This is a genomic window from Microbacterium phoenicis (genome assembly GCF_047302325.1).
Lineage (GTDB): Bacteria > Actinomycetota > Actinomycetes > Actinomycetales > Microbacteriaceae > Microbacterium.
Genome location: NZ_CP154849.1, coordinates 2014300 through 2039492, shown reverse-complemented (window position 1 = coordinate 2039492; position 25193 = coordinate 2014300). Strand labels below are relative to the sequence as shown.

The window sequence follows — 25193 nt, the reverse complement described above, 5'->3', positions numbered from 1 at the left end:
CGGTCTCAGCCGACCGAGACGACCTCGCGGAGGCTCGGGCCGCCCCGGAACTCCCGGATGAGGTGATGCACGACCTCGCGGAGGTCTCCGTCGGCGGCATCCGCCACTCGGATCTGACGCTGATAGCTCGCGCCCTGATCCAGGATCTGGGCGATGCCGGCGAACTCCTTCGCGCAGTGGAGTTCGGATGCGATGGGAGAGAGGGACTCCACGAGCTCGCGGAGGTGTTCGGCGACGGGTCGTTGACGTCCCTCGCGGTCGACGATGATGTCGGCGTCAATGCCATAGCGGGCTGCGCGCCATTTGTTCTCGCGGACGAACCAGGGCTGGATCGTCGGCAACGGCATGCCCTCGTCGATCATCCGGGAGAAGTGCTCCGCCAGCACCTGCACGAGCGCGGCGACGGCGGCGAGCTCGGGAAGCGTGGACATCCCGTCGCACGCTCGGATCTCGATCGTCCCCCATCGGGGAGCGGGACGGATGTCCCACCGCACCTCGGTGGCGTCCGCCATGACGCCCGTCCGCTCCATGTCGGCGAGGTAGGCCTCGTACTCGGCCCAGGTCTCGAGCGGCCAGGGGAGTCCCGCCGTCGGGAGTTGCTGGAACACGAGCGCGCGGTTCGACGCGTAGCCGGTTCGGTCGCCCGCCCAGAACGGGCTGGACGCGGAGAGCGCCTGCAGATGGGGGAGATAGGCGGAGAGTGCGTTGATCATGGGGATGACCTTCGACACGTCCTCGACCCCGACGTGGACGTGGATGCCCCAGATCATCATGTTTCGCCCCCACCACTGCGTGCGCTCGATGAGCTTGTGGTACCGGGTCTTGTCCGTCACCTGCTGGTCGTACCAGCGGGCGAACGGGTGGCTGCCGGCGCACAGGAGTTCGATGTCGCGCGGGTCGGTGACCGTACGGATCAGGTCGATGGCGTCGCCGATGTCGTCGACGGCGGCGGCGACGGTGTCACCGACCCCGCTCGTCACTTCGATCGTGTTGGTCAGCAGTTCTCCGGTGACGGTGTGACGCTCGTGGCGGGTCTGCTCCTCGATCTGATCCAGGATGCCGGGAGCCGCGGGGACGAGGTCGCCGGTCGACCGGTCGGCCAGCATGATCTCCCATTCGATCCCGACGGACGAACGAGCGGATGTGGCGAAGGTCACCGTCATGGGCTCAGTGTGGCACGCCGGTGCGGCGGTTCGCGGCATCCCTCTCCATCTGGCAGAATGGACGGTTGGACCGCCTTGCCCGACCCTCTATCCGGCTCGGAGGTCCACCGCAGAGCTCCCGCCGGGTGTGCACCCCACGCTCCAGGCGACGTTCATCATCACTCGCAACACCATTCAGGAGAATTGTGGCTGTCAAGATCCGTCTGAAGCGCATGGGCAAAATCCGTGCGCCGTACTACCGCATCGTCGTCGCCGACTCGCGCACCAAGCGCGACGGCCGCGTCATCGAGGAGATCGGCAAGTACCACCCCACCGAGCAGCCCTCGTTCATCGAGGTCGACTCGGAGCGCGCGCAGTACTGGCTCTCCGTCGGTGCTCAGCCGACCGAGCAGGTCGCCGCCATCCTCAAGCTCACGGGCGACTGGGGCAAGTTCAAGGGCGACAAGGACGCGGTCTCGACCGTGAAGACCGCCGAGCCGAAGGCCCCCTTCGAGCTCGACTCGTCGAAGAAGTCGGTCATCAAGCCGAAGGCGGAGAAGAAGGCCGAGGCGCCTGCCGCCGACGCCGAGGCCGCCGACGCGACCGAGTCCGAGTAAGACCTTGCTGGCCGCCGCGCTCGAACACATCGTCAAGGGGATCGTTGATCACCCGGACGACGTCACCATCGCTTCCAGCTCCTCGCCTCGCGGCGAGGTGCTCGAGGTGCGTGTGCACCCCGATGATCGGGGTCGTGTGATCGGGCGCGGCGGACGCACGGCGAAGGCCCTGCGCACCCTCATCTCCGCCCTGGCAGACGGCTCGCGCGTCCGCGTCGACGTGGCGGACGACTGACGTGTCGGTCAACCCGGCTCGGACGCAGCTGCGTGTCGGCCGTCTCGTCAAGGCACACGGGCTCAAGGGCGCCCTCAAGCTCGAGCTGTACACCGATGACCCCGACGGCCGTTTCGTGCCCGGTGCGGTCTTCACACTGCAGGTCCCGGAGTCCTCGCCGTGGCACGGGAAGACCGTGACGGTGCGCGAGTTCAAGTGGATGAACTCCCACCCGGTCGTCTTCCTCGACGGGGTCGAGGACCGCGACGGCGCGGAGTCCCTCGTTCGCGCGATCCTCTGGATCGATCAGGATCCGACAGCCCCGGTCGTCGAGGACGACGCCTGGTACGACCACCAACTCGTCGGCCTGGATGTCGTCCGGGACGGTGAGGTCGTGGGACGGGTCGCCCGTGTCGACCACTTCCCGGCACAGGATCTGCTCGGCGTCCAGCTCACCGGCGGGGAGGACCGCGAGGTCCTCGTCCCGTTCGTGAAGGCCATCGTCCCCGAGGTCGACATGGCCGCCGGACGACTCGTCGTCACGCCGCCGGCAGGTCTGTTCGAAGACCTGACCGCCGAGGACGACTCGCCCGCAGAATCGGGCGACGAGGGTACCGCCGGGTCCTGACGTGCGCATCGACGTCGTCACGATCTTCCCCGCGTTCTTCGACGTCCTCGAAGTCTCGCTGCTCGGGCGCGCGCGCGGCGCCGGCCTGCTGGACATCCGCGTGCACGATCTCCGCGACCACGCCACCGACCGGCACCGGACCGTGGACGACACCCCCTACGGCGGCGGTGCCGGCATGGTCATGAAGCCCGAACCGTGGGGCCTCGCCCTCGATGAAATCGCGTCTCGACCGGACGACGGCGCGGGGGATCCGGCATCCGGGCCCCTGTTCGTGTTCCCGTCGCCGGCGGGGGAGCGGTTCACGCAGGCGACGGCCCGCCAGTGGAGCGCCGAAAACCACATCGTCTTCGGATGCGGGCGGTACGAAGGCATCGATGAACGAGTCTTCTCGTATGCAGCGACCCTCGGCCGGGTCCGCCTCGTCAGCCTGGGCGACTACGTGCTCAACGGCGGCGAAGTGGCGGCGATGGCGATGATCGAGGCCGTCGCGCGGCTCGTGCCGGGAGTCGTGGGAAACCCCGAGAGCCTCGTCGAGGAGTCCCACGAAGACGGACTCCTCGAGTACCCGTCCTATACGAAGCCGGGCTCCTGGCGTGGGTACGACGTGCCGGACGTCCTGTTGAGCGGGCACCACGGTCGCGTCGCCCAGTGGCGCCGTGACCAGCAGGTGGAGCGCACCCGCGCGCGGCGGCCCGACCTGCTGGCCGACTGAGCCTCCTCTCCGGGATCGCCCAGCCCCGGCGGCGTAGCATCGGAGGATGCCACTGCGTCGCGGACTGTTCCATTGGTTGCTGCCGAGCGCCGTCATCCTGCCGCTGTGGCTGTTGATCGGCTGGATCGCTTCGGATGCCGGGGGATGGGCCCTGGCATGGGTGATCGTCATCGCCATCCCGTCTGTGTTGGTGGGGCAACTCGTCCTGACGCTCCTTGTCCGGTCGCGTGGAACGGTACGTCACACGCGGGCGCTGTCGTGGTGGGATGTCGCCGGGGTCGGCCTCTGGCACGCTCTGACCATCCTCGTGGGGTTCTTCAGCCAAGCCTGGTTCTGGCCGCTGCTGATCGGCGCCACCCTCGTCTTCTTCGCGGTGTTCTGGTCGTCGCTGTGGCAGCTGTTCCAGGAGGCTCGTCCGTCCGTCATCCTGCGCCGCTACACCGCGCCGGCACGCGGTCCGCAAGCGGACCCGACGGTCGTGATCCTCGAGGAGAAGCGCGACCCGCTGCGCTGATCCGTGCGTGTTTGGCGGGGGTCGGCATCCATGGCAGAATGGACGCTTGTGCCCTGACAGATCTCTGCCTCAGGGGAGTTCGGAGCCGCATCGGCACCGACGGGGCACCGCATCCTTTCTCCTCTAACTCTCGCGGTCGACCTGGGGCGGTCGCAGGAAGTGATGATCATGCAGATCCTCGACTCCGTCGACGCAGCCTCGCTGCGCTCCGACATCCCCGTCTTCAACGCCGGCGACACCGTCAAGGTGCACGTCAACATCACCGAAGGCAACCGCTCGCGTATCCAGGTGTTCCAGGGTGTCGTCATCGGTCGCTCGGGTGATGGCGTCCGCGAGACGTTCACCGTTCGCAAGATCAGCTTCCAGGTCGGCGTGGAGCGCACGTTCCCCGTGCACAGCCCCGTCATCGACCACATCGAGGTCGTCACCCGCGGTGACGTCCGTCGCGCGAAGCTGTACTACCTGCGCGAGCTGCGCGGCAAGAAGGCCAAGATCAAGGAGAAGCGCGACCGCTGAGCGCCTCTCCGAAGGGATGCCCTGGGACTTCGGTCCCGGGGCATCTTTCGTTCCCGGGTGTTTCGATGCTCCGCGCGCACGTCATGTGCGACGCTGGATACCGGTCGCCGAACCCCGGCACCGGTGAAGGACAGCATGACCACCGACTCCCCGTCGTCCGCTCTCGACAGCGACGTCCGCGCACGTCCCCGACGCCGGGGACCCTGGCCCTTCATCCGCGACGTGCTCGTGATCCTGCTGGTCGCGATCCTCGTGTCGTTCCTCGTGAAGACGTTCCTCGTCCGGTCGTTCTACATCCCCTCCGGCTCGATGGAGAACACGCTCCTGAAGGGGGATCGCATCCTCGTCGACGAGCTCACGCCGCGGTTCGGCGACTACGAACGCGGGGATGTCGTCGTGTTCAAGGACCCTGGCGGGTGGCTGCCCACGACGTATCGCCCCGAGGAGCCGCCGCTGACGGCTGCCGTGGACTGGCTCGGCTCGCTCGTGGGGCTGTCCGCGTCGGACAGCGAGGATCACCTGATCAAACGGGTCATCGGACTGCCGGGCGATCACGTCGTCTGCTGCAACACGCTCGGTCAGGTGACGGTCAACGATGTTCCGATCGATGAGACGCCTTATGTGGCGCTGAGCCCGTCGCAGTCCGCGCCTGACGAGTTCGATTACGACGTCACCGTGCCGGAAGGATCGGTGTGGGTGCTCGGTGACAACCGGGACAATTCGCAGGACTCCCGGTACCAGCAGGAGCAGCCGGGACATGGCTTCGTGCCCATCGACAACATCGTCGGACGCGCGTTCCTCATCACGTGGCCGTTCGACAGGTTCGGCACGATCGATTTCCACCACGAAGTCTTCCGCGGGGTTCCTGCGCCATGATGGCGGCCGTCGCTCCGACGCTCACCCTCGAGCGGCGTCTCCTGCGCGAACACACCCTCGTCATCGCGTGCGACGAAGTCGGCCGCGGGGCGCTCGCGGGTCCGGTCGCCGTGGGAGCGGTGGCTGCGGATGCCGCCTTCAGCCGTCGACGCGTACCCGAAGGGCTGCGCGACTCGAAGCTCATCGTGGAACCGCGCCGTGCTGGCGTGGCGGAGCGAGCGCGTGCCTGGGTGCCGGCCCATGCGGTGGGGTGGGCGACAGCCGGCGAGGTCGACGAGGTGGGCATCATCCGCGCCCTGGGGCTCGCCGCCGTGCGGGCGATCGACGACCTTCGGGCGCAGGGGGTGGAGGTCGAGGACGCGCTCGTGATCCTCGACGGTAACCACGACTACATCACGCCGATCGCGTCCGTCGGGCGGGGTGTTCGGCCCGTCATCAAGGCCGACCGTGATTGCGCGTCTGCGTCGGCGGCATCCGTCATCGCGAAGGTCGCGCGCGACGAGTACATGGGGGATCTCGACGAGCAGGCACCGGTCTACTGCTGGTCCCGCAACAAAGGGTATGCGAGCGCGGAGCACCGTGCCGCGATCGAGAGCCACGGGCTCAGTGCTCACCACCGCGCGTCATGGTCCATCGCGGCCGCCCCCACCCTGTTCTAGGTCTGCGACGGTCCGCCGCCCGCCTAGGATGGAGTCACCATGGATGACGAAGTCTTCGAGGACTATGACCGCGAACTCGAGCTGGCTCTGTACAAGGAGTACCGGGACGTCGTCGGTCAGTTCCAGTACGTGATCGAGACCGAGCGCAGGTTCTACCTCGCCAACGAGGTCAACGTCGTCCGTCGTGACACCGAGCATGACTTCTACTTCGAGATCTCGATGAACGACGTCTGGGTCTGGGACATCTACCGCGCGGACCGGTTCGTGAAGTCCGTGCGTGTCCTCACCTTCAAGGATGTCAATGTCGAGGAGCTTCAGCGGCGCGACTTCCAGCTCCCCGAGGAGTTGTCGCTCGACGGCTGAGCCTTCTCCCCAGGCGCGCGAGGCGTCGGCGGGTCCACGGATCCGAGCGGACGCGGAATCGGAGTGCGCGGTGCCCCGACAGTAGGGGCATGGCAGCGAAAGACGACCTCGGCCGAGCCGGCGAGAATCGTGCGGAGGAGTACCTCCGTACCCGCGGGTACCGCATCCTCGATCGCAATTGGCGAAGTCCGGGCGGCGAGATCGACATCGTCGCCGAACGGGGTCGCCACCTCGTCGTCGTGGAGGTCAAGACGCGACGAGGGGAGTGGTTCGGTCATCCCTTCGCTGCAGTGACGGCGCGCAAGCGGGACCGGCTGTGGCGGTTGGGAGCGGCGTGGGTCGTGGCGCACCCGGATGCCGCGCGGGGCCGACGGCTCCGGCTCGATCTGATCGGCATCACGGGGCCAGACCCCCGCTCCGCGGTCGTCGAGCACCTGGAAGACCTCCGATGAGCCTCGGCCGGACCTGGTCCGTCGTCTTGTCCGGACTCCTGGGAGACATCGTCGAGGTGGAGGCCGACCTATCGAATCAGATCCCGGGATTTTCGATCATCGGACTGGCGGACAAGGCTCTCGGTGAAGCGCAGCAGCGGGTCCACAACGCGTGCGCCAACAGCGACTTATCGCTGCCGCGGCGCCACGTCACCGTCAATCTGTCGCCGGCGAATCTGCCCAAACGAGGCTCGGCGCTGGACGTCGCCATCGCGATCGCGGCCGTCGCGACGGAAGCCCCGCTCGACCGTCAATCGCTGTCGGAGACCGTTCACCTGGGGGAACTGGGGCTCGACGGGAGACTGCGACCGGTCTCGGGTGTGCTGCCCGCCGTTCTCGCAGCGGCTCGTGCCGGATTCCGACGCGTCATCGTCCCCCACGGCAACCTCGCCGAGGCGGAACTCGTCGACGGCATCGAGGTGCGCGGTGCCGTCACCCTTCGCGATGTCGCGCGGGCGCACGGGTTGGACGTCCCCGACGTCGAAGCCGAGCCGGTGCCGGCGCTCGAGGCCGCGGTGACGGACGAGACCCAGACCCCTGACCTCGCCGACGTGATCGGTCAGCGGGACGCCGTGGAGGCGCTCGTCGTCGCCGCGGCCGGCGGGCACCACCTGCTCATGAGCGGACCGCCCGGCGCCGGCAAGACCATGCTCGCGAAGCGCCTGCCGGGGCTCCTTCCGGATCTGGACGACGACACGGCTCTCCAGGTCGCCTCGATCCGCTCACTCGCGGGGCTTCCCGTGACGACCCTCCGACGACGTCCTCCGTTCGAGGCTCCGCACCACACCGCCTCCGCGGTCGCTCTCGTCGGCGGTGGCAGTCGCGTCCTCCAACCGGGGGCGATCGCCCGCGCGAGCGGCGGGGTGCTGTTCCTCGACGAGGCGGGTGAGTTCAGCGGTCATGCCCTCGACGCGCTCCGTCAGCCGCTGGAGTCGGGCCGCATCGAGATCCACCGCGTCGGATTCCGCGCCGTGCTCCCTGCCCGGTTCCAACTCGTCATCGCGACGAACCCCTGTCCGTGCGGAAATTACGGGGTCCCGGGCGGTGCGTGCACGTGTCCGTCTCTCGCGATCCGCCGATACCTCGGTCGATTGTCGGGCCCCCTCATCGACCGCATCGACATCGAGCTCGGGCTTCAGCGCGTCTCCGCGACGCAGTCACTGGCGACCGGTGTGACGACCGACGATGCCCGTGGCCGGGTGATCGAGGCGCGGCGCCGGGCGGAGCGACGGTTGTCGGACACACCCTGGCGAACCAACAGCGAGGTCGAGGGGACGTGGCTCCGATCCGGACCTCTCCGCGTGGCTCGGGCGATCACGCGCCCCCTCGACGACGCGCTGCACCGCGGGTCCCTTACGCTCCGGGGGTACGACCGCGTCCTCCGTGTCGCCTGGACCCTCGCGGACCTCGCGGGAAGAGATCATCCGGATGCCGCTGACGTCGGGGGTGCGCTGTACCTGAAGCGCGGAGGATCGGCATGTTGAGGGAAGACATCGAGCTCTGGCGGCGGCGTCTGAAGGGGCTCGTTCCAGAGGATGTCCTGGATGACGCGGATGCCGTCGCGCACCAACACGCGCACGCGGTGTGGTCGTGCCTGACCGAGCCGGGAGACAGCGTGGCCGGCACGCTGATCGAGGAGCGGGGACCGGTGTCCGCGCTGCGCACCGCCTTCGAGGACGGCGCGGGGATGAGCCCGTCGCTCGACGCGGGCCGGCGCCGGTGGCGTTCACGGCTGGAGTCCGTGGACGACGCGTTCGACCGAGCGCGACGCGCGCGTGCGAGGCTCCTCGTCCCCGGAGGCGCGGGGTGGCCGGGCAGCGTCGCCGACCTCGGCGTACACGGTCCGCGAGCGTTGTGGGCGCGCGGACGGCTCGATTCTCTTGCTCACGGTGAGACGGCCATTGCGCTCGTCGGTGCCCGTGCCGCGACGGGATACGGCGAACACGTCACGGGAGAACTCGCGACCGGCCTCGCACAGCGGGACATCGCGATCGTCTCCGGCGGCGCGTACGGGATCGACGGCATGGCCCATCGGGCGTCCCTCGCCGTCGGCGGGGTGACGGTCGCAGTGCTGGCGGGCGGCGTCGACCGCGCCTACCCCGCCGGGCATGCCGACCTCTTCGGCCGCATCGCCGCCGGGCCTGGCGCCATCGTGGCCGAAGTCCCCTGCGGCACACCCCCGACGAAATGGCGGTTTCTTCAGCGCAACCGGCTCATCGCCGCGCTCAGCGGCGCTACCGTCGTCGTCGAAGCCGGGTGGCGGAGCGGGTCCCTGAACACCGCAGGGCATGCCGCTGCCCTGGGGAGGCCCCTCGGAGCTGTCCCCGGGCCGGTGACGAGCGCGGCGTCAGCCGGGTGCCACCGGCTGCTCAGGGAGTACGACGCCCGGTGCATCACGTCGGCAGACGATGCCTGCGAACTCGTCGGCGCGGACGTGCACCTGTCGGAGACCGCCGGCGGGCGGACCGACGACCGGACCCGTGTGCTCGACGCATTGAGCGTGCGCAGCCCCCGGTCGTCAGAGGACGTGGCCCGCCGCGCCGGCTTCGCCCCCGAGGAGATCCGTGGTCTGCTCGCGCTCCTCGAGCTCGACGGCAGGGCACGCCGAGGACCGGAGGGGTGGCGCCGCGCAGCATCCTCCTGACCCTGTCGCGGCACGCCTCACCTCGCACTCACGGTCCGGACGTCATCCTGAGAACGTGCGCGTGTCATCGGCAGCCCTGCTCTACATCGAGCACGTCGAACGCGTGCGCCGATTGTCGCCCGCGACCGTGCGCGCCTACCGCTCCGATCTCGCCGATCTCGCGGACTTCCTCCGCGACCCCGAGCTCGGCGACGTCGATGTCGAACACCTGCGGGAGTGGCTGTGGGACGCGACGCAACGGGGCATCGCGCGCACGAGTCTCGGGAGGCGGACGGCCTCGGTCCGGGGGTTCTTCGGATGGGCGACGGACGAGAAGATGCTTCCGGGCGACCCGAGTCTCCACCTCGTCACCCCCAAGCGAGGACGCACCCTTCCCGCGGTCGCCTCCTCGCAGTCGCTCGCCGACGTCCTGGACACGGCGCGTGCTGCGGCCGACGAGAGCGGAGACGCGCTCGCCCTCCGCGACGCCGCACTCCTCGAGATCCTCTACGGAGCCGCGCTGCGCGTCTCCGAGGCGTGCGGGCTCGACCTCGCCTCTCTCGACCGTTCCGCGGCGACCGTTCGAGTGCTCGGCAAGGGCGGCAAAGAACGCGTCGTGCCCTACGGCGCACCCGCTCAGCGAGCCGTCGAGGCGTGGATCGTCCGCGGACGTCCGGTACTCCTTTCCGACCCGAAGGCGACGGCGCTCTTCCTCGGCGTGCGCGGTGGTCGACTCGGCGTCCGCGCGGCGTATGACGTCGTGCGACGTGTCGTCGGGCCGGTCGTGGGGACGGATGCCGTGGGTCCGCACGCGCTGCGGCACTCCGCCGCCACGCACCTCTTGGACGGAGGCGCCGACCTCCGCGCCGTTCAGGAGATGCTCGGGCACGCGAGTCTCGGGACGACGCAGATCTACACGCACGTCTCGACGGAGCGCCTCACCGCCGCCTACCGACTCGCGCATCCTCGGGCCTGAGCGGCACCGTCAGCAGCAGGGGAGGAGCACGGCCCGCGGAACCCGCCCCATCAGCACCAGCGGATTCACGTACCGTCCATCGTGACGGACGCCCACGTGGAGGGCTCCCGGCGGCGCATGACCGCCGAGGCCGATCGTGCCGAGGGGATCCCCGGCGGATACCACGTCCCCGACCGCGACGCTCGGGTCGATCGGTTCGACGCTCGTCACCCAGCCGTCGCCGTGATCGACCGTGACGACTCCCCGATCCACGACGGTTCCCGCGAAGGCGACGACGCCGTCGGCCGGGGAGAGGACGGTCCCGTCGACCGGGCCGATGTCGATGCCCCGGTGACCCGCCGCATAGTCATGGGCGGGTGCCTCGAAAGGTCTCAGGACGCTCGCACCCGGCACGGGAAGTGTCCACGATGGACGGCCTTCGCCGAGCCCCTCGTCGACCGAAGAGGACAGCGCAGCGAGGAGGACGATCGTGACGGTGAGAACGAGGCGGAACCGCGGCATCCGATGATCGTCGAACGGCGGCGACGAAGGCGGCGCGGAGCGATCCTGATCGTGGATGATCTCGGTGGCGGCGGCGCGGGGGAGAAGCCCCCGTTCTTGCTATGCTTGCAGGGCACCTCGCTCGTCGGGGTGACTACGCGTGCCCAGAGCGGCTCGATCCGACACGTCGATCGACATCGCGGCATCCCACCCAACGGTCTCCTTCGGGAGTGGGTGCGTGCCGGGCACCAGGCTCGTCGCGACCAACGGTCCGGCGCGATCAACCACACAGAACAGGAGAACGGCCATGGCCGTCGTCACCATTCGCCAGCTGCTCGACAGCGGCGTTCACTTCGGACACCAGACCCGCCGGTGGAATCCGAAAGTCAAGCGCTTCATCCTCACCGAGCGCAGCGGCATCCACATCATCGACCTGCAGCAGTCGCTCGGCTACATCGACAAGGCGTACGAGTACGTCCGCGAGACCGTTGCCCACGGTGGCACCGTCCTCTTCGTCGGTACCAAGAAGCAGGCACAGGAGATCATCGCGGAGCAGGCCACGCGTGTGGGCCAGCCCTTCGTCAACCAGCGCTGGCTGGGTGGCCTCCTCACGAACTTCTCGACCGTCTCCAAGCGCCTCGCACGCATGAAGGAGCTCGAGGAGCTCAACTTCGAGAACCCCTCCGAGAGCGGCTTCACGAAGAAGGAGCTGCTGCTCAAGAAGCGCGAGCTCGACAAGCTGCACAAGTCGCTCGGCGGTATCCGCAACCTGACCAAGACGCCGTCGGCCATCTGGATCGTCGACGCCAAGCGCGAGCACCTCGCGGTCAGCGAGGCGCAGAAGCTCGGCATCCCCGTGATCGGCATCCTCGACACGAACGCCGACCCGGACGAGTTCCAGTTCCCGATCCCGGGCAACGACGACGCGATCCGCTCGGTCAGCCTGCTGACGCGCATCATCGCCGACGCCGCCGCCGAGGGTCTCATCCAGCGTCACAACCCGACCGACGAGTCGGCCGAGGCCGAGCCGCTGGCCGACTGGGAGCGCGAGCTCCTCGAGTCCGCTCCCGCAGAGCAGGCTGAGGCACCGGCTGCCGAGGAGTCCGCTCCCGCTGCCGAGGCACCCGCCGAGGAGGCTCCGGCCGCCGAGGCGACCGAGGCTCCCGCCGAGGCCAAGTCCGCCGAGTGATCTTCCCGTCGGCGCCCCGTCACCGGCGGGGCGCCGACGTCCGGATACAACCACCCAACTACTGAGGAGCCGCCACCCATGGCAAACTTCACCATCGCCGACATCAAGGCGCTGCGCGAGCAGCTCGGCACGGGAATGGTCGACACGAAGAAGGCGCTCGAGGAGGCCGAGGGCGACCTCGAGAAGGCCGTCGAGATCCTCCGCCTCAAGGGCGCGAAGGGCAACGCGAAGCGTGCCGACCGCTCCACGAGCGAGGGCCTGATCGCCGCGCGCGAGCAGGACGGCAAGGTCACGCTCATCGAGCTGAACACCGAAACCGACTTCGTCGCCAAGAACGAGCGTTTCATCGCGCTCTCCGAGAAGGTCCTCGACGCGGCTGCCGCTGCCGGTGCCGACTCGGCCGAGGCCGCTCTGGCCGCCGACGCCGACGGCAAGACGGTTGCCGACCTGATCTCCGACGAGGCCGCGATCATCGGCGAGAAGGTCGAACTGCGACGCGTCCGCACCCTCTCGGGCGACGCCTTCCAGGTCTACCTGCACAAGACGAGCAAGGACCTGCCCCCGCAGGTCGGCGTCGTCGTCGCCTACTCGGGTGACGACGCCGAGACCGCTCGCTCGATCGCGCAGCACATCTCGTTCGCCAACCCGACGTACCTCTCGCGTGACGAGGTCCCCGAGGCCGACGTCGAGAAGGAGCGCGAGATCGTCACCGAGATCTCCCGCAACGAGGGCAAGCCCGAGGCCGCCCTTCCGAAGATCGTCGAGGGCCGCGTGAACGCGTTCTTCAAGCAGGTCGCCCTGCTCGACCAGGACTACGCGAAGGACAACAAGCTGTCCGTCGCCAAGGTCGCGGCCGACGCCGGGATCACGATCACCGGCTTCGCCCGCTTCAAGGTCGGCGCGTAAGCAGATGGACGAGGGGTTCGCATCGCGAGATGCGAACCCCTTTTCCATGCCGTTCGATAGTCTCCCCCTAGACGAGAGGATCCCCGCGTGATCGATGAGAACACCGGACGCCGTCGCGTCCTTCTGAAACTTTCCGGCGAAGCCTTCGGCGCCGGCCAGCTCGGCGTCAACCCCGATGTGGTCAGCCAGATCGCCCGTGAGATTGCGGCAGCGGTCGACCGCGTGGAGGTCGCCGTCGTCGTCGGCGGCGGGAACTTCTTCCGCGGCGCCGAGCTGAGCCAGCGCGGCATGGACCGCGGCCGCGCGGATTACATGGGCATGCTGGGCACGGTCATGAATGCGCTCGCCCTCCAGGACTTCCTCGAGCAGGCCGGCGCCGCGACACGCGTCCAGTCCGCCATCTCGATGACGCAGGTCGCCGAGCCCTACATCCCGCGTCGCGCCGAGCGTCACCTCGAGAAGGGCCGTGTCGTCATCTTCGGCGCCGGCGCCGGACTCCCGTACTTCTCGACCGACACCGTCGCCGCGCAGCGCGCGCTCGAGATCGGTGCTGTCGAGGTCCTCGTGGCCAAGAACGGAGTGGACGGCGTGTACACCGCGGACCCGAAGGTGGATGCCTCGGCTCAGAAGCTCGACACGATCACCTACCGCGACGCCTTGCAGCGCGGACTGAAGGTCGTGGATTCGACGGCCTTCAGCCTCTGCATGGACAACGGGATGGACATGCGCGTGTTCGGGATGGAGCCCGCGGGGAACGTGACCCGCGCGCTTCTCGGCGAATCGATCGGCACGCTCGTCAGCGTCTGAGGTCGGGCCCTCCTGACGACTAGACTTAACCGGACGTACCGACGAATGGAGAGACCGTGATCGCCGAGACCCTGGCCGACACGAAGACCCGCATGGACCGCGCCGTCGAGGCCGCGAAAGAGGACTTCTCGACCGTCCGCACGGGCCGCGCGAACCCGCAGCTGTTCCAGAAGGTCATGGTCGAGTACTACGGCACGCCGACGCCGCTCGCGCAGTTGGCGTCGCTGAATGCCCTCGAGGCGCGCACGCTCGTCATCACTCCGTACGACAAGTCGGCGCTGAAGAGCATCGAGCACGCCATCCGCGACATGCCGAACCTCGGCGCGAACCCCTCGAACGACGGCAACGTCATTCGCGTGACGATGCCCGAGCTGACCGCGGACCGTCGCAAGGAGTACGTCAAGCTCGTCAAAAGCAAGGCCGAGGATGCCAAGGTCCAGGTGCGCGGCATCCGGCGCAAGTCCAAGGACGAGCTCGACGCCCTCAAGGGCGAAGTGAGCGACGACGACCTCGCTCGGGCCGAGAAGGAGCTCGACGCGGTGACCAAGACGCACGTCGACCTGATCGACGAGGCGTTGAAGCGCAAAGAGGCAGAGCTCCTCGAGGTCTGACATCGCCATGTCCGGAGACGCATCGGGGGACGCGGCCGGATCGGATACCTCGTCGAGTCGATCCGATCTGCGCCGCGCAGGGGGACCGGGGGGCGATCCGTCGTCCTTCCAGGCGCACGTCAAAGCGGCGCGGACCGAGTTCGAGAGCCAGCTCGAGCGGGCTCGAGTCGAGTTCGAAGAGGCGAACGAGCGACTGAACGCACGTTCCGGGCGCAACCTGATCATGGCGACCCTCATCGGTCTCGCCATCGGGGCCGTCGTGCTGGGATCGCTCCTGTTCTGGAAGTGGGCGTTCATCGCCTTCGCCGTACCCCTGTGCCTCATGGGTGCCCTCGAGTTCACCCGTGCGCTCCAGGCCGCCGGACGCCGGATCGACCTGGCGGCGCAGCTGTCCGCGGGTGTCGCTGTGCTCGGGGCAGCGTTCGTGGGCTATCTCACACATTGGTTCGTGATCTTCGCCGCCGTCGTCCTCGTCGTCGTGTGGCGTCTCGTGGCTCAGATGGCGGCCGGTGACGGTCGTCGATACGGCGACGTGGTGAACGACGTTCTCGCTGGTGTTCTGATCCAGCTGTACGTGGTGTTCCACGGCAGTCTCGCCCTGGTCCTCCTCCGGCAGGAACACGGCGAGCTCTGGCTGCTGGCCGTCCTCATCATCGCCGTCGCCGTCGACACCGGGGCCTACGCGAGCGGTGTCGCGATCGGGCGGCATCCGATGGCACCCCGCATCAGCCCGAACAAGACGTGGGAGGGGTTCGGCGGCGCCGTACTCGCGAGCCTCATCGCCGGTGGACTGCTCGGCGTACTGATGTTGCAGATCCCGTTGTGGGCCGGCCTCGTGCTGGGCGCCGCGATCCTCGTGTCCGCCACGGTGGGCGACCTCGGCGAGTCGCTCATCAAGCGCGACCTCGGCATCAAAGACATGAGTTCGTTCCTGCCCGGACACGGGGGAGTGCTCGACCGGCTCGACTCGATCCTTCCCTCGCTCGTTCCCGGCCTCGCCCTGTACATCCTCCTGAACCCGTTGAGCGCGCTTCCATGACCGAACTGACCTCACCCGCAGCCTTCCCCATGACGTCTGGACGTCGGAAGGGCTACGACCCCGGTGCCGTCGACGACTTCCTCTCCGGCGCGCGCGCGGCCTTCGAAGACGAGGCGGCGACGCTCACCTCGGATGACGTCCGCGCTGCGGCGTTCCCGCTCGTGCGCCACGGGTACGCCGTCGACGCCGTCGACGGCGCGCTCGCTCGGATCGAGGACGCTTTCGCGCAGCGCGAGCGAGCGTCAGCGATGTCTCGGCGAGGCGCGCGTGCTTGGGTGGGCGCATCTCGCGCGCTCGCTCAGGAGATCCTCGACCGTCTGTCCCGCCCCTCGCGTCGTCGCTTCCGGCGCGTCTCGCTCCTTCGTTTCGGCTACCGCATCGATGAGGTCGACCTCGTGGCCGGCCGGATCGCTCGGTACCTCGAGTCGGGTGAGAGTCTCACGATCGAGCAGGTCCGCACGGTGGCGTTCCGCATGCAGTTGGGCGGGTACGACGAAACCCAGGTGGATGCGGTTCTGGATGCGGTCGTGGATGTGATGCAGTCGGTCGGATGATCGCGTGGCGACCGCTCACGAGCGCGGATATGATCGGGGGACTGTGACTTCCGGCAACGAGATCCTCCCGACGCGTTCCGCCGTCCAGACGCGTGGCGCGGTGTCACCGCGCCGGGCGGTTTCCGCGCCGCGGTGGTCCCGGAGGCGCGGTGTCCTGGCGGCGTTCTCCGTCATGGCGACGGCGGGCTTCGTCGCGGCATCCCTCGTCCCCCTGGTGTCGTTCCAGGCCCAGGCGCAGGCGACGGAACTCGATCCCCTGTCGCTGTACGCCACCGCCGTGCACGATGCTCAGCGTTATCAGGCAGGAGACGCGCCGGACCTGGAGTTGGAGCGGGCGAGCGACTACACCGTCTACGTGAAGCCCACCCCGACGCCAACGCCCACCCCGACGCCGGTGAAGAAATCCTCCTCCGGCTCGTCATCGTCGGGATCCTCCTCGTCCGGGTGGAGTCCGCCCTTCGTCACCCCGAACCCCGGCAGCGCGCAGGCGATCGCTTACGACATGGTGACCGCCCGTGGCTGGGGGGACTCGGAGTTCGCCTGTCTCGTCGCGCTGTGGAACAAGGAGTCCGGCTGGCGTGTCAACGCCTTCAATGCATCCAGCGGCGCGTACGGCATCCCCCAGGCCACGCCGGGGCGGAAGATGGCGTCCGTCGGCTCCGATTGGGAGACGAACCCTGCTACTCAGATCACCTGGGGGCTCGGCTACATCCAGGGACGTTACGGCACTCCCTGTGGCGCCTGGGGGAAGTCGCAGCGCTCGGGCTGGTACTGAGCCGATGCCCCGATCCAACAGGCGTAAGCCCGCCGGTCCCGACGCATCGTTCGATCGCCTCCTCGCGGGGTGGAAGCGGACGGAGAGCCGTCGCGGCGTCGAATGGACGGTGCAGCCGGTGTCCGCCGTCCAGGCGCAGAAGGACTACGTCTGCCCCGGTTGCGGGCGCGTCGTTCCGTCCGGGACGGCGCATGTGGTGGTCTGGCGCGCGGACGGTGTGCTCGGGGATGCCGCCGACCTGGCTGCCCGCCGGCACTGGCACACGGCCTGCTGGCGGATCGCCTGAATCAGAGCTCGTTCTGCCGCGGGATGAGCACCTGGCGGTAGATGATCAGGACGCTCGCGGCCACCGGGATCGCGATGAGCGCGCCGAGCAGGCCCAGGAGGGATCCACCAGCGAGCGCGGCGATGACGACGACTGCTCCGGGGACGGAAACAGCTCGGCTCATGATGCGCGGCGAGAGGAAGTACGCCTCCACCTGCATGTACACGAGGTACCAGATCAGGGCGACCAGCGCCGTCAGCGGCGACGCGAGGCCGAGGCAGGCGATCACGATGATCGCGGAGCCGGTCAGCGTGCCCACGAGGGGGATGAGGGAGAAGAAGAAGGCGATGACGGCGAGAACGGCGGGGAAGGGTGCCTTGATGATCGACAGGAAGACCGCACTCAGGATGCCGTTGATGGCCCCCAGGACGACCTGCCCCATGACGTAGTAGCCGACGGACGCGGTGATCTGCTCCGAGAGACCGACGAATCGCTCGCGCTTCGACGCCGGCGCGAGCTGGTACACGGAGCGCTTCAGGGACCGCATCGACGCCGTGAAGTAGATGGTCAAGATCAGAACGATGATCGTCCCGGTCGCGAACGCGACGATGCCCGCGCCGAAGGACAGCAGCCCCGTTCCCAGGGAGGTGCCGATGTCGGCGAAGTCGAGGCCGTTCCACCAGTCGTTCACGTACCCGAGCACCATGTCGACCTGGAGCAGCGGGAACGTCTGCGAGAGCCAGTCGCTCGCGACGGTGACCGGGTTCCACTGTCCTTCCACCGCGCTCTGCACGAGCTTCTGCGTCTGCTGCACGAGCTTGGCGATCTGATCCACGAGGACGGGCACGACGATGAGGACGAGTGCGGTGGCGATCGCCAGGAGCCCGGCGAACGTCGCGACCAGGGCACCCCATCGCGGGAGGCCGCGGCGCTCGAAGAAGGAGACCACGGGGTCAAGGCCCAGCGCGAGGAACAGCGCGGTCCCGATGTACAAGAGGACCGTCGAAAGAGTCTCGACCCCGGTCAGGATCAGGATGCCGACGCCGACGCCGAGCGTGGCGACGAGCGCGGTGCGGAACGCATGTTGGATCTTCACGACTGCCCTTTCCCAGGTCTGCACTCACCCTAGTTCGCTCGGCCTCTCCCTTCGGGCAGCGACTCCCTCCCACGTGTTTGCCAGCGCCGTTCGCTAGGCTGGAATGTCGAAGATCGGCCGCACACCCGTGATGGCGGCTGGAGGAGGGCGGCGGTTCGTGAGATTCGTGTGGGCGATCATCGCCTTCGTACTTGCCACGCTGATGATCGGTGCGGGAGTCGCACAGCGCACGGTCCTCGAGGCACCGACGACGGAGACGGCGAAGATCGCCACGGACGGCTCGACGCCGTACGTCCTCATCGACGGCTCCGTCCTCGACAGCCGCCCGGGATCCCAGACCCTGCGGATCCAGGGCGACGGGCGGGTGTTCGCCGCCTACGGCCGGACCCAGGACGTCGCTGCGTGGCTCGCTCCCACGTCGTATCAGCACGTGACGGTGAACGGCGAAGGCGAGCCGGTGACCAAGACGGTGCCGGCGTCGGTCACCCCGGACGGCGAATCCCCGACCTCCTCGCCGGTCGGTTCGGATCTGTGGCTCGACGAATTTCAGCAGGATCGCTCGCTCGCGACGACCCTGAGGCTCCCCGCCGACATGAGCGTGCTCGTGGCCACCGACGGCACCTCTGCCGCACCGTCGTCGTTGAGCGTCAGCTGGCCGACGGGGGCGACGACACCGTGGGCCGGCCCTCTTCTCGTCGGCGGGATCCTGATGGCACTGGTCGGACTCGTCCTCTACATCTTCGCGCTGCGCCACGTCCGACGCTCACGCGGCCCGCGTCGGAAAGGACTGCCGTTGACAGCCACACAGCCGATCGACCTGTCCGTGGAAGAAGCCGAGAAGGGCGTCATCACGGCGGCGCCCGCACGGCGCCGACTGACGATCGGACGGCGCCCTCTGATCGCGGTCTCCGCCGTCGTGCTCGGCGGCATCGCTCTCACCGGATGCTCGCCCGAGGCGTGGCCCGACCTCCAGCCCGAGGCGACCCCGTCGCCCACGGCGTCGGTGATCGTCCCCGAGGGCCAGGGTGCACCCGCGGTCACCCAGACGCAGGCCGAACGGATCCTGTCGCGCATCTCGGAGCAGGTCGCGGCGGCCGATGAGGTCAACGACCCGAAGGCGGCTGCGATTCGCCTGACCGGGCCGGCGCTCGTCGAGCGGGAGACGAACTACCGCCTTCGCAAGGAGCTCTCGAAAGCGGAGTCGCTCCCGGCGATTCCGTCCGGGGACATGACGGCCTTCCTGCCCCAGGCGAAGAACGATTGGCCTCGGATGTTCCTCGCCGTCGTCGAGGACGCCGACGGCGTCGGCACGATGGTGACGGCCACGCAGGAGAATCCGTGGGCCGAATACAAGGTCGCCTACATCTCGAGCCTCCGCGCTGATGCGAGCATGAACCTGGCCGCGAAGTATGTCGGAGCCGTCGCGGTGGAACCGAACTCCCCGTTCCTGCTCATGCCGCCGAAGGATCTGGCGGCGGCGTATGCCGATGTCCTGGACAAGGGCGCGAAGAGCGAGTACGCCGCGATGTTCGACGAGAAGTCCGACACGTTCCGCTCCCTCGTGGCGGAGAACCGGGCCACGCTGTTGAAGAACTTCAACGAAACCGGCGAGAAGACCGGACGCGTCTCCTTCGAGGCCGAAGCCGGTCCCTCCGAACCGCTGTCGCTGGTGACTCTCGACAGCGGAGCAATCGTGGCGGTCACGGTGACGGAGAACGAGACGATCGTTCCGACGGACAGCGACGCCGTCATCAAGTTGGGCGACAACGTCGTGGTGAAGGCCCTTTCCGGCGTCTCGCAATCGAGCACCGGGTTCCGCACGCAGTACACCGACCAGCTGTACTTCTTCGTCCCCGCGCAGGGATCCAACGAGAAGATCCAGCTGCTCGCTTCCCGTTCCAACGTCCTCGACGCCAAGGTGGTTAAGAAAGAGTGAGCACTCCCGCACCCGGTGCCGTCATGCGCGGCGCCGTCGACCTCTCGTCCCTCCGCAACCGACCCGCCGCCGATCAGCCCGCCTCGCCTGCACCCTCGCCGGACGGGCAGGCACCGGCATCCCGTCTGGTCTTCGACGTCACGGATGCGGACTTCGGTCAGGTCCTCGAACTGTCGAAGACCGTACCGGTCGTCGTCGACCTCTGGGCCGACTGGTGCGGGCCGTGCAAGCAGCTGAGCCCCGTCCTCGAGAAGGTCATCACCGAACTCGGCGGGCGTCTCGTCCTCGCGAAAGTCGACGTCGACGCGAACCCGCAGCTCGCCCAGAGCTTCCGTGCGCAGTCGATCCCTCTGGTCGTCGCGCTCGTCGCGGGTCAGCCGGTGCAGCTGTTCACCGGCGCAGTGCCCGAAGTGCAGGTCCGCGAAGTCTTCACGCAGCTTCTGCAGCTCGCCGCCCAGCACGGAGTGACGGGGACCGTCCCGATGGAGGGCGCGCCGGCGGATGCCGAACAGCAGGCGCCCGCCCTGCCGCCGCTTCATCAGGCCGCCTTCGACGCGATCGAGGCGGGCGACTACTCGGCCGCGGCGACCGCGTACGAGCAGGCTCTGACGGAGAATCCTCGCGACGAGGATGCGAAGGCGGGCCTCGCGCAGGTGCAGCTTCTCGCGCGGGTCCAGCGCCTCGATCTCGCTGAAGCGCGAGCGGCCGCCGCGGCGGGGCCGACGGACATCGCGGCCCAGTTCGACGTGGCGGATCTCGACCTGGCCGGGGGACACGTGGACGACGCGTTCGCGCGGTTGCTCGACCTGTTCGCCGCGCTCCCGGCGGATGAGCGCGCACCGGTGCGGGAACGACTACTCGAGCTGTTCGGTGTGGTCGGAGACGCCGACTCCCGCGTCATCCGTGCACGCGGACGCCTCGCCAGCCTGCTGTTCTGAGATGGATCGGGGCCCGGGATCGTCCCGGACCCCGATCGGTCACGCCTCGTAGCGAAGCCAGAGCACACCGAGCGGCGGCAGCGTCACCTGGGCGGTGCCATCGGCATCCGTCGTCACCCCGCCGAAGTTGCCGACGCCCGATCCGCCGAACTCCTCTGCATCGGAGTTCAGGACCTCCGTCCACGCACCGCTCTCGGGGAGCGTGAGACGCACGTCGTGACGCGGTGAGCCGGCGAAATTGCAGAGGACGACGACGGTCCCGCCGTCGTGGTCGCGTCGCGCGAACCCGAGCACATTGCTGTCGGGGGAGTGCGGCCACACTCGGCTGAACGCCGATCCGTCGCTGTCGCGCGCCCACAGCGGCGACTCGGCGCGGTAGGTGTGGTTGAGGGCCGAGACGAAGTGCTGCAGCTGCTGATGGGCCGGCTGGTCCAGCATCCACCAGTCGAGTCCGCGTCCCTCGGACCACTCGGACATCTGCCCGAACTCCTGCCCCATGAACAGCAGCTGCTTTCCGGGGTGGCCCCACATGTAGGCGAGGAATGCCCGCATGTTGGCGAGCTGCTGCCAGTGATCGCCCGGCATCCGGGTGAACAGCGATCCCTTGCCGTGAACGACCTCGTCGTGGCTGATGGGAAGGACGAAGTTCTCGCTGAACGCGTAGACGAACGAGAACGAGAGCTCGCCCTCGTGGTGCGACCGGTACAGCGGATCACGCCCGATGTAGACGAGCGAGTCGTTCATCCAGCCCATGTTCCACTTGAACCCGAACCCGAGACCGCCCTGACTGGTCGGTGCGGTCACGCCGGGGAAGCTCGTCGACTCCTCGGCGATCATCGCGATGCCCGGGTAGCGCTTGTACGCGGTCGCGTTGACCTCTTGCAGGAAACGGATCGCCTCGAGGTTCTCGCGGCCGCCGTGGATGTTCGGCTCCCATTGGCCCTCTTCCCGCGAGTAGTCCAGGTAGAGCATGGAGGCGACGGCGTCGACCCGCAGTCCGTCGACGTGGAACTCCTCGAACCAGTACAGCGCGTTGGCGACGAGGAAGTTCCGCACCTCGTTGCGGCCGTAATCGAAGATGTAGGTGCCCCAGTCGCGGTGCTCACCACGACGCGGGTCCGGGTGCTCGTACAGCGGTGCGCCGTCGAAACGTGCGAGCGCGAAGGCATCCTTCGGGAAGTGACCGGGGACCCAGTCCATGATCACGCCGATGCCGGCCTGGTGGAGACGGTCGATGAGGTAGCGCAGCTCGTCGGGGGTGCCGAACCGGCTCGTCGGTGCGTAGTATCCGGTGACCTGGTAGCCCCAAGACCCGCCGAAGGGGTGCTCCGCCAACGGGAGGAACTCGATGTGGGTGAAGCCCTGCCCGCCGACGTAGTCGACGAGTTCGTCGGCGGCCTCGCGGTAGCCGAGTCCCGGACGCCACGAGCCGAGGTGCAGCTCGTACGTCGACATCGGCCGGTCGTGCACCGATCCGCTCGCGCGGTCGGCGAGCCACGCGTCGTCCGACCAGGTGTACTCGCTGTCGGTGACGACGGATGCCGTCGCGGGGGGCACTTCTGCGCGACGCGCCATCGGGTCGGCCTTCATGACCCACTGCCCGTCGGCGGTGAGGATCTCGAACTTGTACGCGGATCCCACGCCGATGCCGGGGACGAACAGCTCCCAGACGCCGGAGGATCCCAGGGAGCGCATGGCGTGCTGCGTGCCGTCCCACCCGTTGAGGTCGCCGACGACGCGGACGGCCCGGGCGTTGGGAGCCCAGACGGCGAAGGACACGCCGCTCAGCGCGTCGTAGTGGCGCACGTGCGCACCGAGCACCTTCCAGAGCTGCTCGTGCCGTCCCTCACGGATCAGGTGGAGGTCCACTTCGCCGACTGTCGGCAGATGACGGTACGGATCGTCGACGCGGTAGTCGGGCGCACCCTCGTACGTGGCGACGATGTCGTAAGCGGTGGGCTGGACCGTCGCCTCGCCTTCCCAGACACCCGCGCGGACGTGTCGGAGCTCGACACGAGCACCGTCGGACAGCACGGCGGTCACCGTCTGAGCGAACGGACGGCGGGCACGAACCACCCACCCCTCACCGTCCTGGTGGGGGCCGAGCACGTCGTGGGGGGCATGGTAGGCGCCGGCACCGACGGCATCCAGGATCGAATCGTCGGGACGGGTCATGAGCGTGCCTTCACGTGGAGGATGTGGACGGGTTCGGCGAAAGCGTCGAGGCGGACGTAGTTGTGTTCGTTCCAGGTCCAGCGCGCGCCCGTGATCAGGTCCTCGACGTCGTAGTCGTGGCCGCGGGGGAGGCCCCACAGCTCCGAGTCCACATGGACCGTCGTCTCGCGGGTCGAGTGCGGGTCGACATTCGCGACGACGATGATCGTGTCGGAGTCGCCGCTTGGGGAGAGGGATTCCGGCAGGTGCTTGACGTAGGCGACGATCGCGTCGTCGTTGGTCCCCTGCAGGTGCAGGCCGCGCAGCTGCCGCAGTGCGGGGTGCGCGCGACGGATCTCGTTGAGCCGGCGCAGGTACGGCGCAAGCGAGTCACCGGCGGCTTCGGCCGCGTCCCAGTCGCGGAATTTGTACTCGTACTTCTCGTTGTCGATGTTCTCCTCGGAGCCCGGGCGGGCGACGTTCTCGTAGAGCTCGTAGCCGGCGTAGACGCCGTAGCTCCCACCCGCGGTCGCGGCGAGCGCGGCGCGGATGCGATACGCCGGCCGTCCGCCGAACTGGAGGTACTCGGTGAGGATGTCGGGCGTGTTGACGAAGAGGTTCGGGCGCATGAAGTCCGCGGTCTCGTCGGAGATCGATGCGAAGAATTCCTCGATCTCGGTCTTCGTGTTGCGCCAGGTGAAGTACGAATAGCTCTGCTGGAAGCCGCTCTGCGCGAGCGCGCGCATCGGCATCGGGCGGGTGAAGGCCTCGGCGAGGAAGACCACGTCGGGGTGCTCCGCGTTCACGGTGCGGATGAGCCATTCCCAGAACTGCAGCGGCTTGGTGTGCGGGTTGTCAACCCGGAAGATCTTCACGCCCTGTCGGATCCAGTGCTGGACGATGCGGAGGACCTCGGTGCGGATGCCCACGGGATCGTTGTCGAAGTTGACGGGGTAGATGTCCTGGTACTTCTTGGGCGGGTTCTCGGCGAACGCGATCGAGCCGTCCGGGAGGGTCGTGAACCACTCGGGGTGCTCGGTGACCCAGGGGTGATCGGGGGCTGCCTGCAACGCGAGATCGAGCGCGATCTCGAGTCCCTGCTCGGCGGCCGCGTCGACGAACGCGCGGAAGTCCTCGAGCGTGCCCAGGTCGGGGTGGACGGCGTCGTGCCCGCCCGCGGCGGAACCGATGGCCCACGGGGAGCCGGGGTCGCCGGGTCCTGCGTCCAGCGTGTTGTTGGGTCCCTTGCGGTTCACCTCTCCGATCGGGTGGATCGGGGGGAGGTAGAGGACGTCGAAGCCCATCGCCGCGACGGCGGGGAGGCGCTTGGTCGCCGTCCGGAAGGTGCCGCTGCGCACGGTGCCGTCCGGCATCCGCTCCGCACCCTCGGAACGCGGGAAGAATTCGTACCAGGCGCCGACACCGGCCCGCTCGCGCTCGACCAGAAGGGTGTTCTCCTCGTGCAGCGTGTGGAGGGAGATCGCGGGTCGGTCGGCGAAAGCCCGCGCGAGGCCGGGGTCGCGGACGACGATGAGCGCAGCGTCGTCGTCGACGCTCTCGTCCCGTAGGGCACGAGCAGCCGTGGTGAGCGCGGCTCGCTCGTCGGCGGGACGGGTCTTCTCCGCGGCCGCGCCGTCGAACAGGCGCGCACCCATCTCGCGCATGAGGATCGGGTCCACGCCCGCGGCGATCTTCAGCTCCGCCGCGTGACGCCACGTCGCGTAGTCGTCGCCGAAGGTCTCGAAGCGGAACTTCCACGTGCCCTGCTCCAACGGCGCGACGCTCACCTGCCAGGTGTCGAAGCCGTCCTCGAGCGGCCGCAGCCGATGCAGCGTCGAGACACCCGAGGGCGAGGTGAGACGAAGGTGGACGCCGATCCGGTCGTGCCCTTCACGGAAGGCCGCAACGGTGAACGGAACGGCTTCGCCGACGAACGCCGACGGCGCGAAACGGCCGCCGGGAACGCTGGGACGATGAGAAGCGATCGGGATCCGGCCGTTGCGGACGCCGGCATCCTTCCGGGTCGCCTTCGCCGGGCGAAGCGGGATCTCTGCGGAGCTGCGGACGGAAGCGGGGGAGATCTGTGAGGCCACGCTCTGAACCTACCGTCGC

General features: G+C 68.5%; 28 protein-coding genes. 23 read left to right on the top strand and 5 right to left on the bottom strand.

Features of this window, described 5'->3' with window-relative positions; translation table 11 throughout:
- Positions 1-5 precede the first annotated feature (5 nt).
- The gene (locus tag ABCU91_RS10010) at positions 6-1163 is read right to left on the bottom strand and encodes a glutamate--cysteine ligase (RefSeq protein ID WP_413353561.1); all 1158 of its coding nucleotides are present in this window, start codon (positions 1161-1163) and stop codon (positions 6-8) included.
- 185 nt (positions 1164-1348) lie between these two features.
- On the opposite strand from ABCU91_RS10010, the gene rpsP reads away from it, so the two are divergent.
- The 13 genes from rpsP (at position 1349) to ABCU91_RS09945 (ending at position 10331) form a co-directional block, all read left to right on the top strand.
- The gene (gene rpsP, locus ABCU91_RS10005; protein WP_133399687.1) at positions 1349-1759 is read left to right on the top strand and encodes a 30S ribosomal protein S16; all 411 of its coding nucleotides are present in this window, start codon (positions 1349-1351) and stop codon (positions 1757-1759) included.
- Positions 1760-1763: 4 nt separating this feature from the next.
- Complete coding sequence (locus ABCU91_RS10000; protein WP_018188045.1) at positions 1764-1994, top strand: RNA-binding protein; 231 nt, start codon at positions 1764-1766, stop codon at positions 1992-1994.
- 1 nt (position 1995) lies between these two features.
- Positions 1996-2601 (top strand): ribosome maturation factor RimM, encoded by a 606-nt coding sequence (gene rimM / locus ABCU91_RS09995; protein WP_406924156.1) that lies wholly within the window; start codon positions 1996-1998, stop codon positions 2599-2601.
- A 1-nt stretch (position 2602) separates the two neighbouring features.
- Positions 2603-3313: a tRNA (guanosine(37)-N1)-methyltransferase TrmD gene (gene trmD, locus ABCU91_RS09990; RefSeq protein WP_413353560.1), complete on the top strand. Its 711-nt coding sequence runs from the start codon at positions 2603-2605 to the stop codon at positions 3311-3313.
- Between the two features lie 46 nt (positions 3314-3359).
- The gene (locus tag ABCU91_RS09985; RefSeq protein ID WP_413353559.1) at positions 3360-3827 is read left to right on the top strand and encodes an MFS transporter permease; all 468 of its coding nucleotides are present in this window, start codon (positions 3360-3362) and stop codon (positions 3825-3827) included.
- 168 nt (positions 3828-3995) lie between these two features.
- Positions 3996-4343 (top strand): 50S ribosomal protein L19, encoded by a 348-nt coding sequence (gene rplS, locus ABCU91_RS09980; protein ID WP_065572175.1) that lies wholly within the window; start codon positions 3996-3998, stop codon positions 4341-4343.
- Positions 4344-4478: 135 nt separating this feature from the next.
- Positions 4479-5219, top strand: coding sequence for a signal peptidase I (gene lepB, locus ABCU91_RS09975; RefSeq protein WP_406924159.1), 741 nt, complete (start codon positions 4479-4481; stop codon positions 5217-5219).
- Positions 5219-5878, top strand: coding sequence for a ribonuclease HII (locus tag ABCU91_RS09970; protein WP_406924568.1), 660 nt, complete (start codon positions 5219-5221; stop codon positions 5876-5878). Before lepB ends, ABCU91_RS09970 begins: the two co-directional genes overlap by 1 nt.
- Positions 5879-5917: 39 nt before the next feature.
- Positions 5918-6241 carry a DUF2469 family protein gene (locus ABCU91_RS09965; protein ID WP_036309185.1) on the top strand — a complete coding sequence of 108 codons (324 nt, stop codon included), beginning with the start codon at positions 5918-5920 and terminating at the stop codon, positions 6239-6241.
- Positions 6242-6330: 89 nt separating this feature from the next.
- The gene (locus ABCU91_RS09960) at positions 6331-6693 is read left to right on the top strand and encodes a YraN family protein (protein WP_406924160.1); all 363 of its coding nucleotides are present in this window, start codon (positions 6331-6333) and stop codon (positions 6691-6693) included.
- On the top strand, positions 6690-8216 hold the full coding sequence (locus tag ABCU91_RS09955) for a YifB family Mg chelatase-like AAA ATPase (protein ID WP_413353558.1): 1527 nt from the start codon (positions 6690-6692) through the stop codon (positions 8214-8216). The genes ABCU91_RS09960 and ABCU91_RS09955 overlap by 4 nt, the downstream gene beginning before the upstream one ends.
- Positions 8210-9376, top strand: coding sequence for a DNA-processing protein DprA (gene dprA, locus ABCU91_RS09950; RefSeq protein ID WP_413353557.1), 1167 nt, complete (start codon positions 8210-8212; stop codon positions 9374-9376). The genes ABCU91_RS09955 and dprA overlap by 7 nt, the downstream gene beginning before the upstream one ends.
- Before the next feature lie 55 nt (positions 9377-9431).
- Complete coding sequence (locus ABCU91_RS09945) at positions 9432-10331, top strand: tyrosine-type recombinase/integrase (RefSeq protein WP_413353556.1); 900 nt, start codon at positions 9432-9434, stop codon at positions 10329-10331.
- Between the two features lie 9 nt (positions 10332-10340).
- Here the strand turns inward: ABCU91_RS09945 and ABCU91_RS09940 are convergent, their stop codons facing one another.
- Positions 10341-10832, bottom strand: a complete 492-nt coding sequence (locus ABCU91_RS09940; RefSeq protein WP_413353555.1) for a murein hydrolase activator EnvC family protein — start codon at positions 10830-10832, stop codon at positions 10341-10343.
- A 286-nt stretch (positions 10833-11118) separates the two neighbouring features.
- Here ABCU91_RS09940 and rpsB point away from each other — a divergent pair, with 286 nt between their 5' ends.
- From rpsB to ABCU91_RS09900, 8 genes are all read left to right on the top strand, one after another.
- Positions 11119-12000, top strand: coding sequence for a 30S ribosomal protein S2 (gene rpsB, locus ABCU91_RS09935; RefSeq protein ID WP_406924165.1), 882 nt, complete (start codon positions 11119-11121; stop codon positions 11998-12000).
- A gap of 78 nt (positions 12001-12078) precedes the next feature.
- Positions 12079-12906, top strand: coding sequence for a translation elongation factor Ts (gene tsf, locus ABCU91_RS09930; RefSeq protein WP_406924166.1), 828 nt, complete (start codon positions 12079-12081; stop codon positions 12904-12906).
- A gap of 87 nt (positions 12907-12993) precedes the next feature.
- Positions 12994-13713 carry a UMP kinase gene (gene pyrH / locus ABCU91_RS09925; RefSeq protein ID WP_091353904.1) on the top strand — a complete coding sequence of 240 codons (720 nt, stop codon included), beginning with the start codon at positions 12994-12996 and terminating at the stop codon, positions 13711-13713.
- Between the two features lie 56 nt (positions 13714-13769).
- A complete protein-coding gene (gene frr / locus ABCU91_RS09920) occupies positions 13770-14324 on the top strand; it encodes a ribosome recycling factor (protein WP_091353901.1) in 555 nt (184 codons plus the stop codon).
- Positions 14325-14331: 7 nt separating this feature from the next.
- A complete protein-coding gene (locus ABCU91_RS09915; protein ID WP_413353554.1) occupies positions 14332-15363 on the top strand; it encodes a phosphatidate cytidylyltransferase in 1032 nt (343 codons plus the stop codon).
- A 29-nt stretch (positions 15364-15392) separates the two neighbouring features.
- On the top strand, positions 15393-15917 hold the full coding sequence (locus tag ABCU91_RS09910; protein ID WP_413353553.1) for a DivIVA domain-containing protein: 525 nt from the start codon (positions 15393-15395) through the stop codon (positions 15915-15917).
- 43 nt (positions 15918-15960) lie between these two features.
- On the top strand, positions 15961-16692 hold the full coding sequence (locus tag ABCU91_RS09905) for a phage tail tip lysozyme (protein WP_413353552.1): 732 nt from the start codon (positions 15961-15963) through the stop codon (positions 16690-16692).
- Between the two features lie 4 nt (positions 16693-16696).
- The gene (locus ABCU91_RS09900) at positions 16697-16978 is read left to right on the top strand and encodes a hypothetical protein (protein WP_091353888.1); all 282 of its coding nucleotides are present in this window, start codon (positions 16697-16699) and stop codon (positions 16976-16978) included.
- A gap of 1 nt (position 16979) precedes the next feature.
- On the opposite strand, the gene ABCU91_RS09895 is transcribed toward ABCU91_RS09900, so the two are convergent.
- On the bottom strand, positions 16980-18053 hold the full coding sequence (locus ABCU91_RS09895; protein WP_091353885.1) for an AI-2E family transporter: 1074 nt from the start codon (positions 18051-18053) through the stop codon (positions 16980-16982).
- Between the two features lie 157 nt (positions 18054-18210).
- Here ABCU91_RS09895 and ABCU91_RS09890 point away from each other — a divergent pair, with 157 nt between their 5' ends.
- Together ABCU91_RS09890 and ABCU91_RS09885 are read left to right on the top strand one after the other, a co-directional pair.
- Complete coding sequence (locus ABCU91_RS09890; protein WP_413353551.1) at positions 18211-19989, top strand: glycosyl transferase; 1779 nt, start codon at positions 18211-18213, stop codon at positions 19987-19989.
- Positions 19986-20927: a tetratricopeptide repeat protein gene (locus ABCU91_RS09885; RefSeq protein WP_413353550.1), complete on the top strand. Its 942-nt coding sequence runs from the start codon at positions 19986-19988 to the stop codon at positions 20925-20927. Before ABCU91_RS09890 ends, ABCU91_RS09885 begins: the two co-directional genes overlap by 4 nt.
- A gap of 39 nt (positions 20928-20966) precedes the next feature.
- On the opposite strand, the gene glgB is transcribed toward ABCU91_RS09885, so the two are convergent.
- Both glgB and ABCU91_RS09875 read right to left on the bottom strand, forming a co-directional pair.
- The gene (gene glgB, locus ABCU91_RS09880) at positions 20967-23102 is read right to left on the bottom strand and encodes a 1,4-alpha-glucan branching protein GlgB (protein WP_406924172.1); all 2136 of its coding nucleotides are present in this window, start codon (positions 23100-23102) and stop codon (positions 20967-20969) included.
- On the bottom strand, positions 23099-25174 hold the full coding sequence (locus tag ABCU91_RS09875) for a maltotransferase domain-containing protein (protein ID WP_406924173.1): 2076 nt from the start codon (positions 25172-25174) through the stop codon (positions 23099-23101). Before ABCU91_RS09875 ends, glgB begins: the two co-directional genes overlap by 4 nt.
- Positions 25175-25193 lie beyond the last annotated feature (19 nt).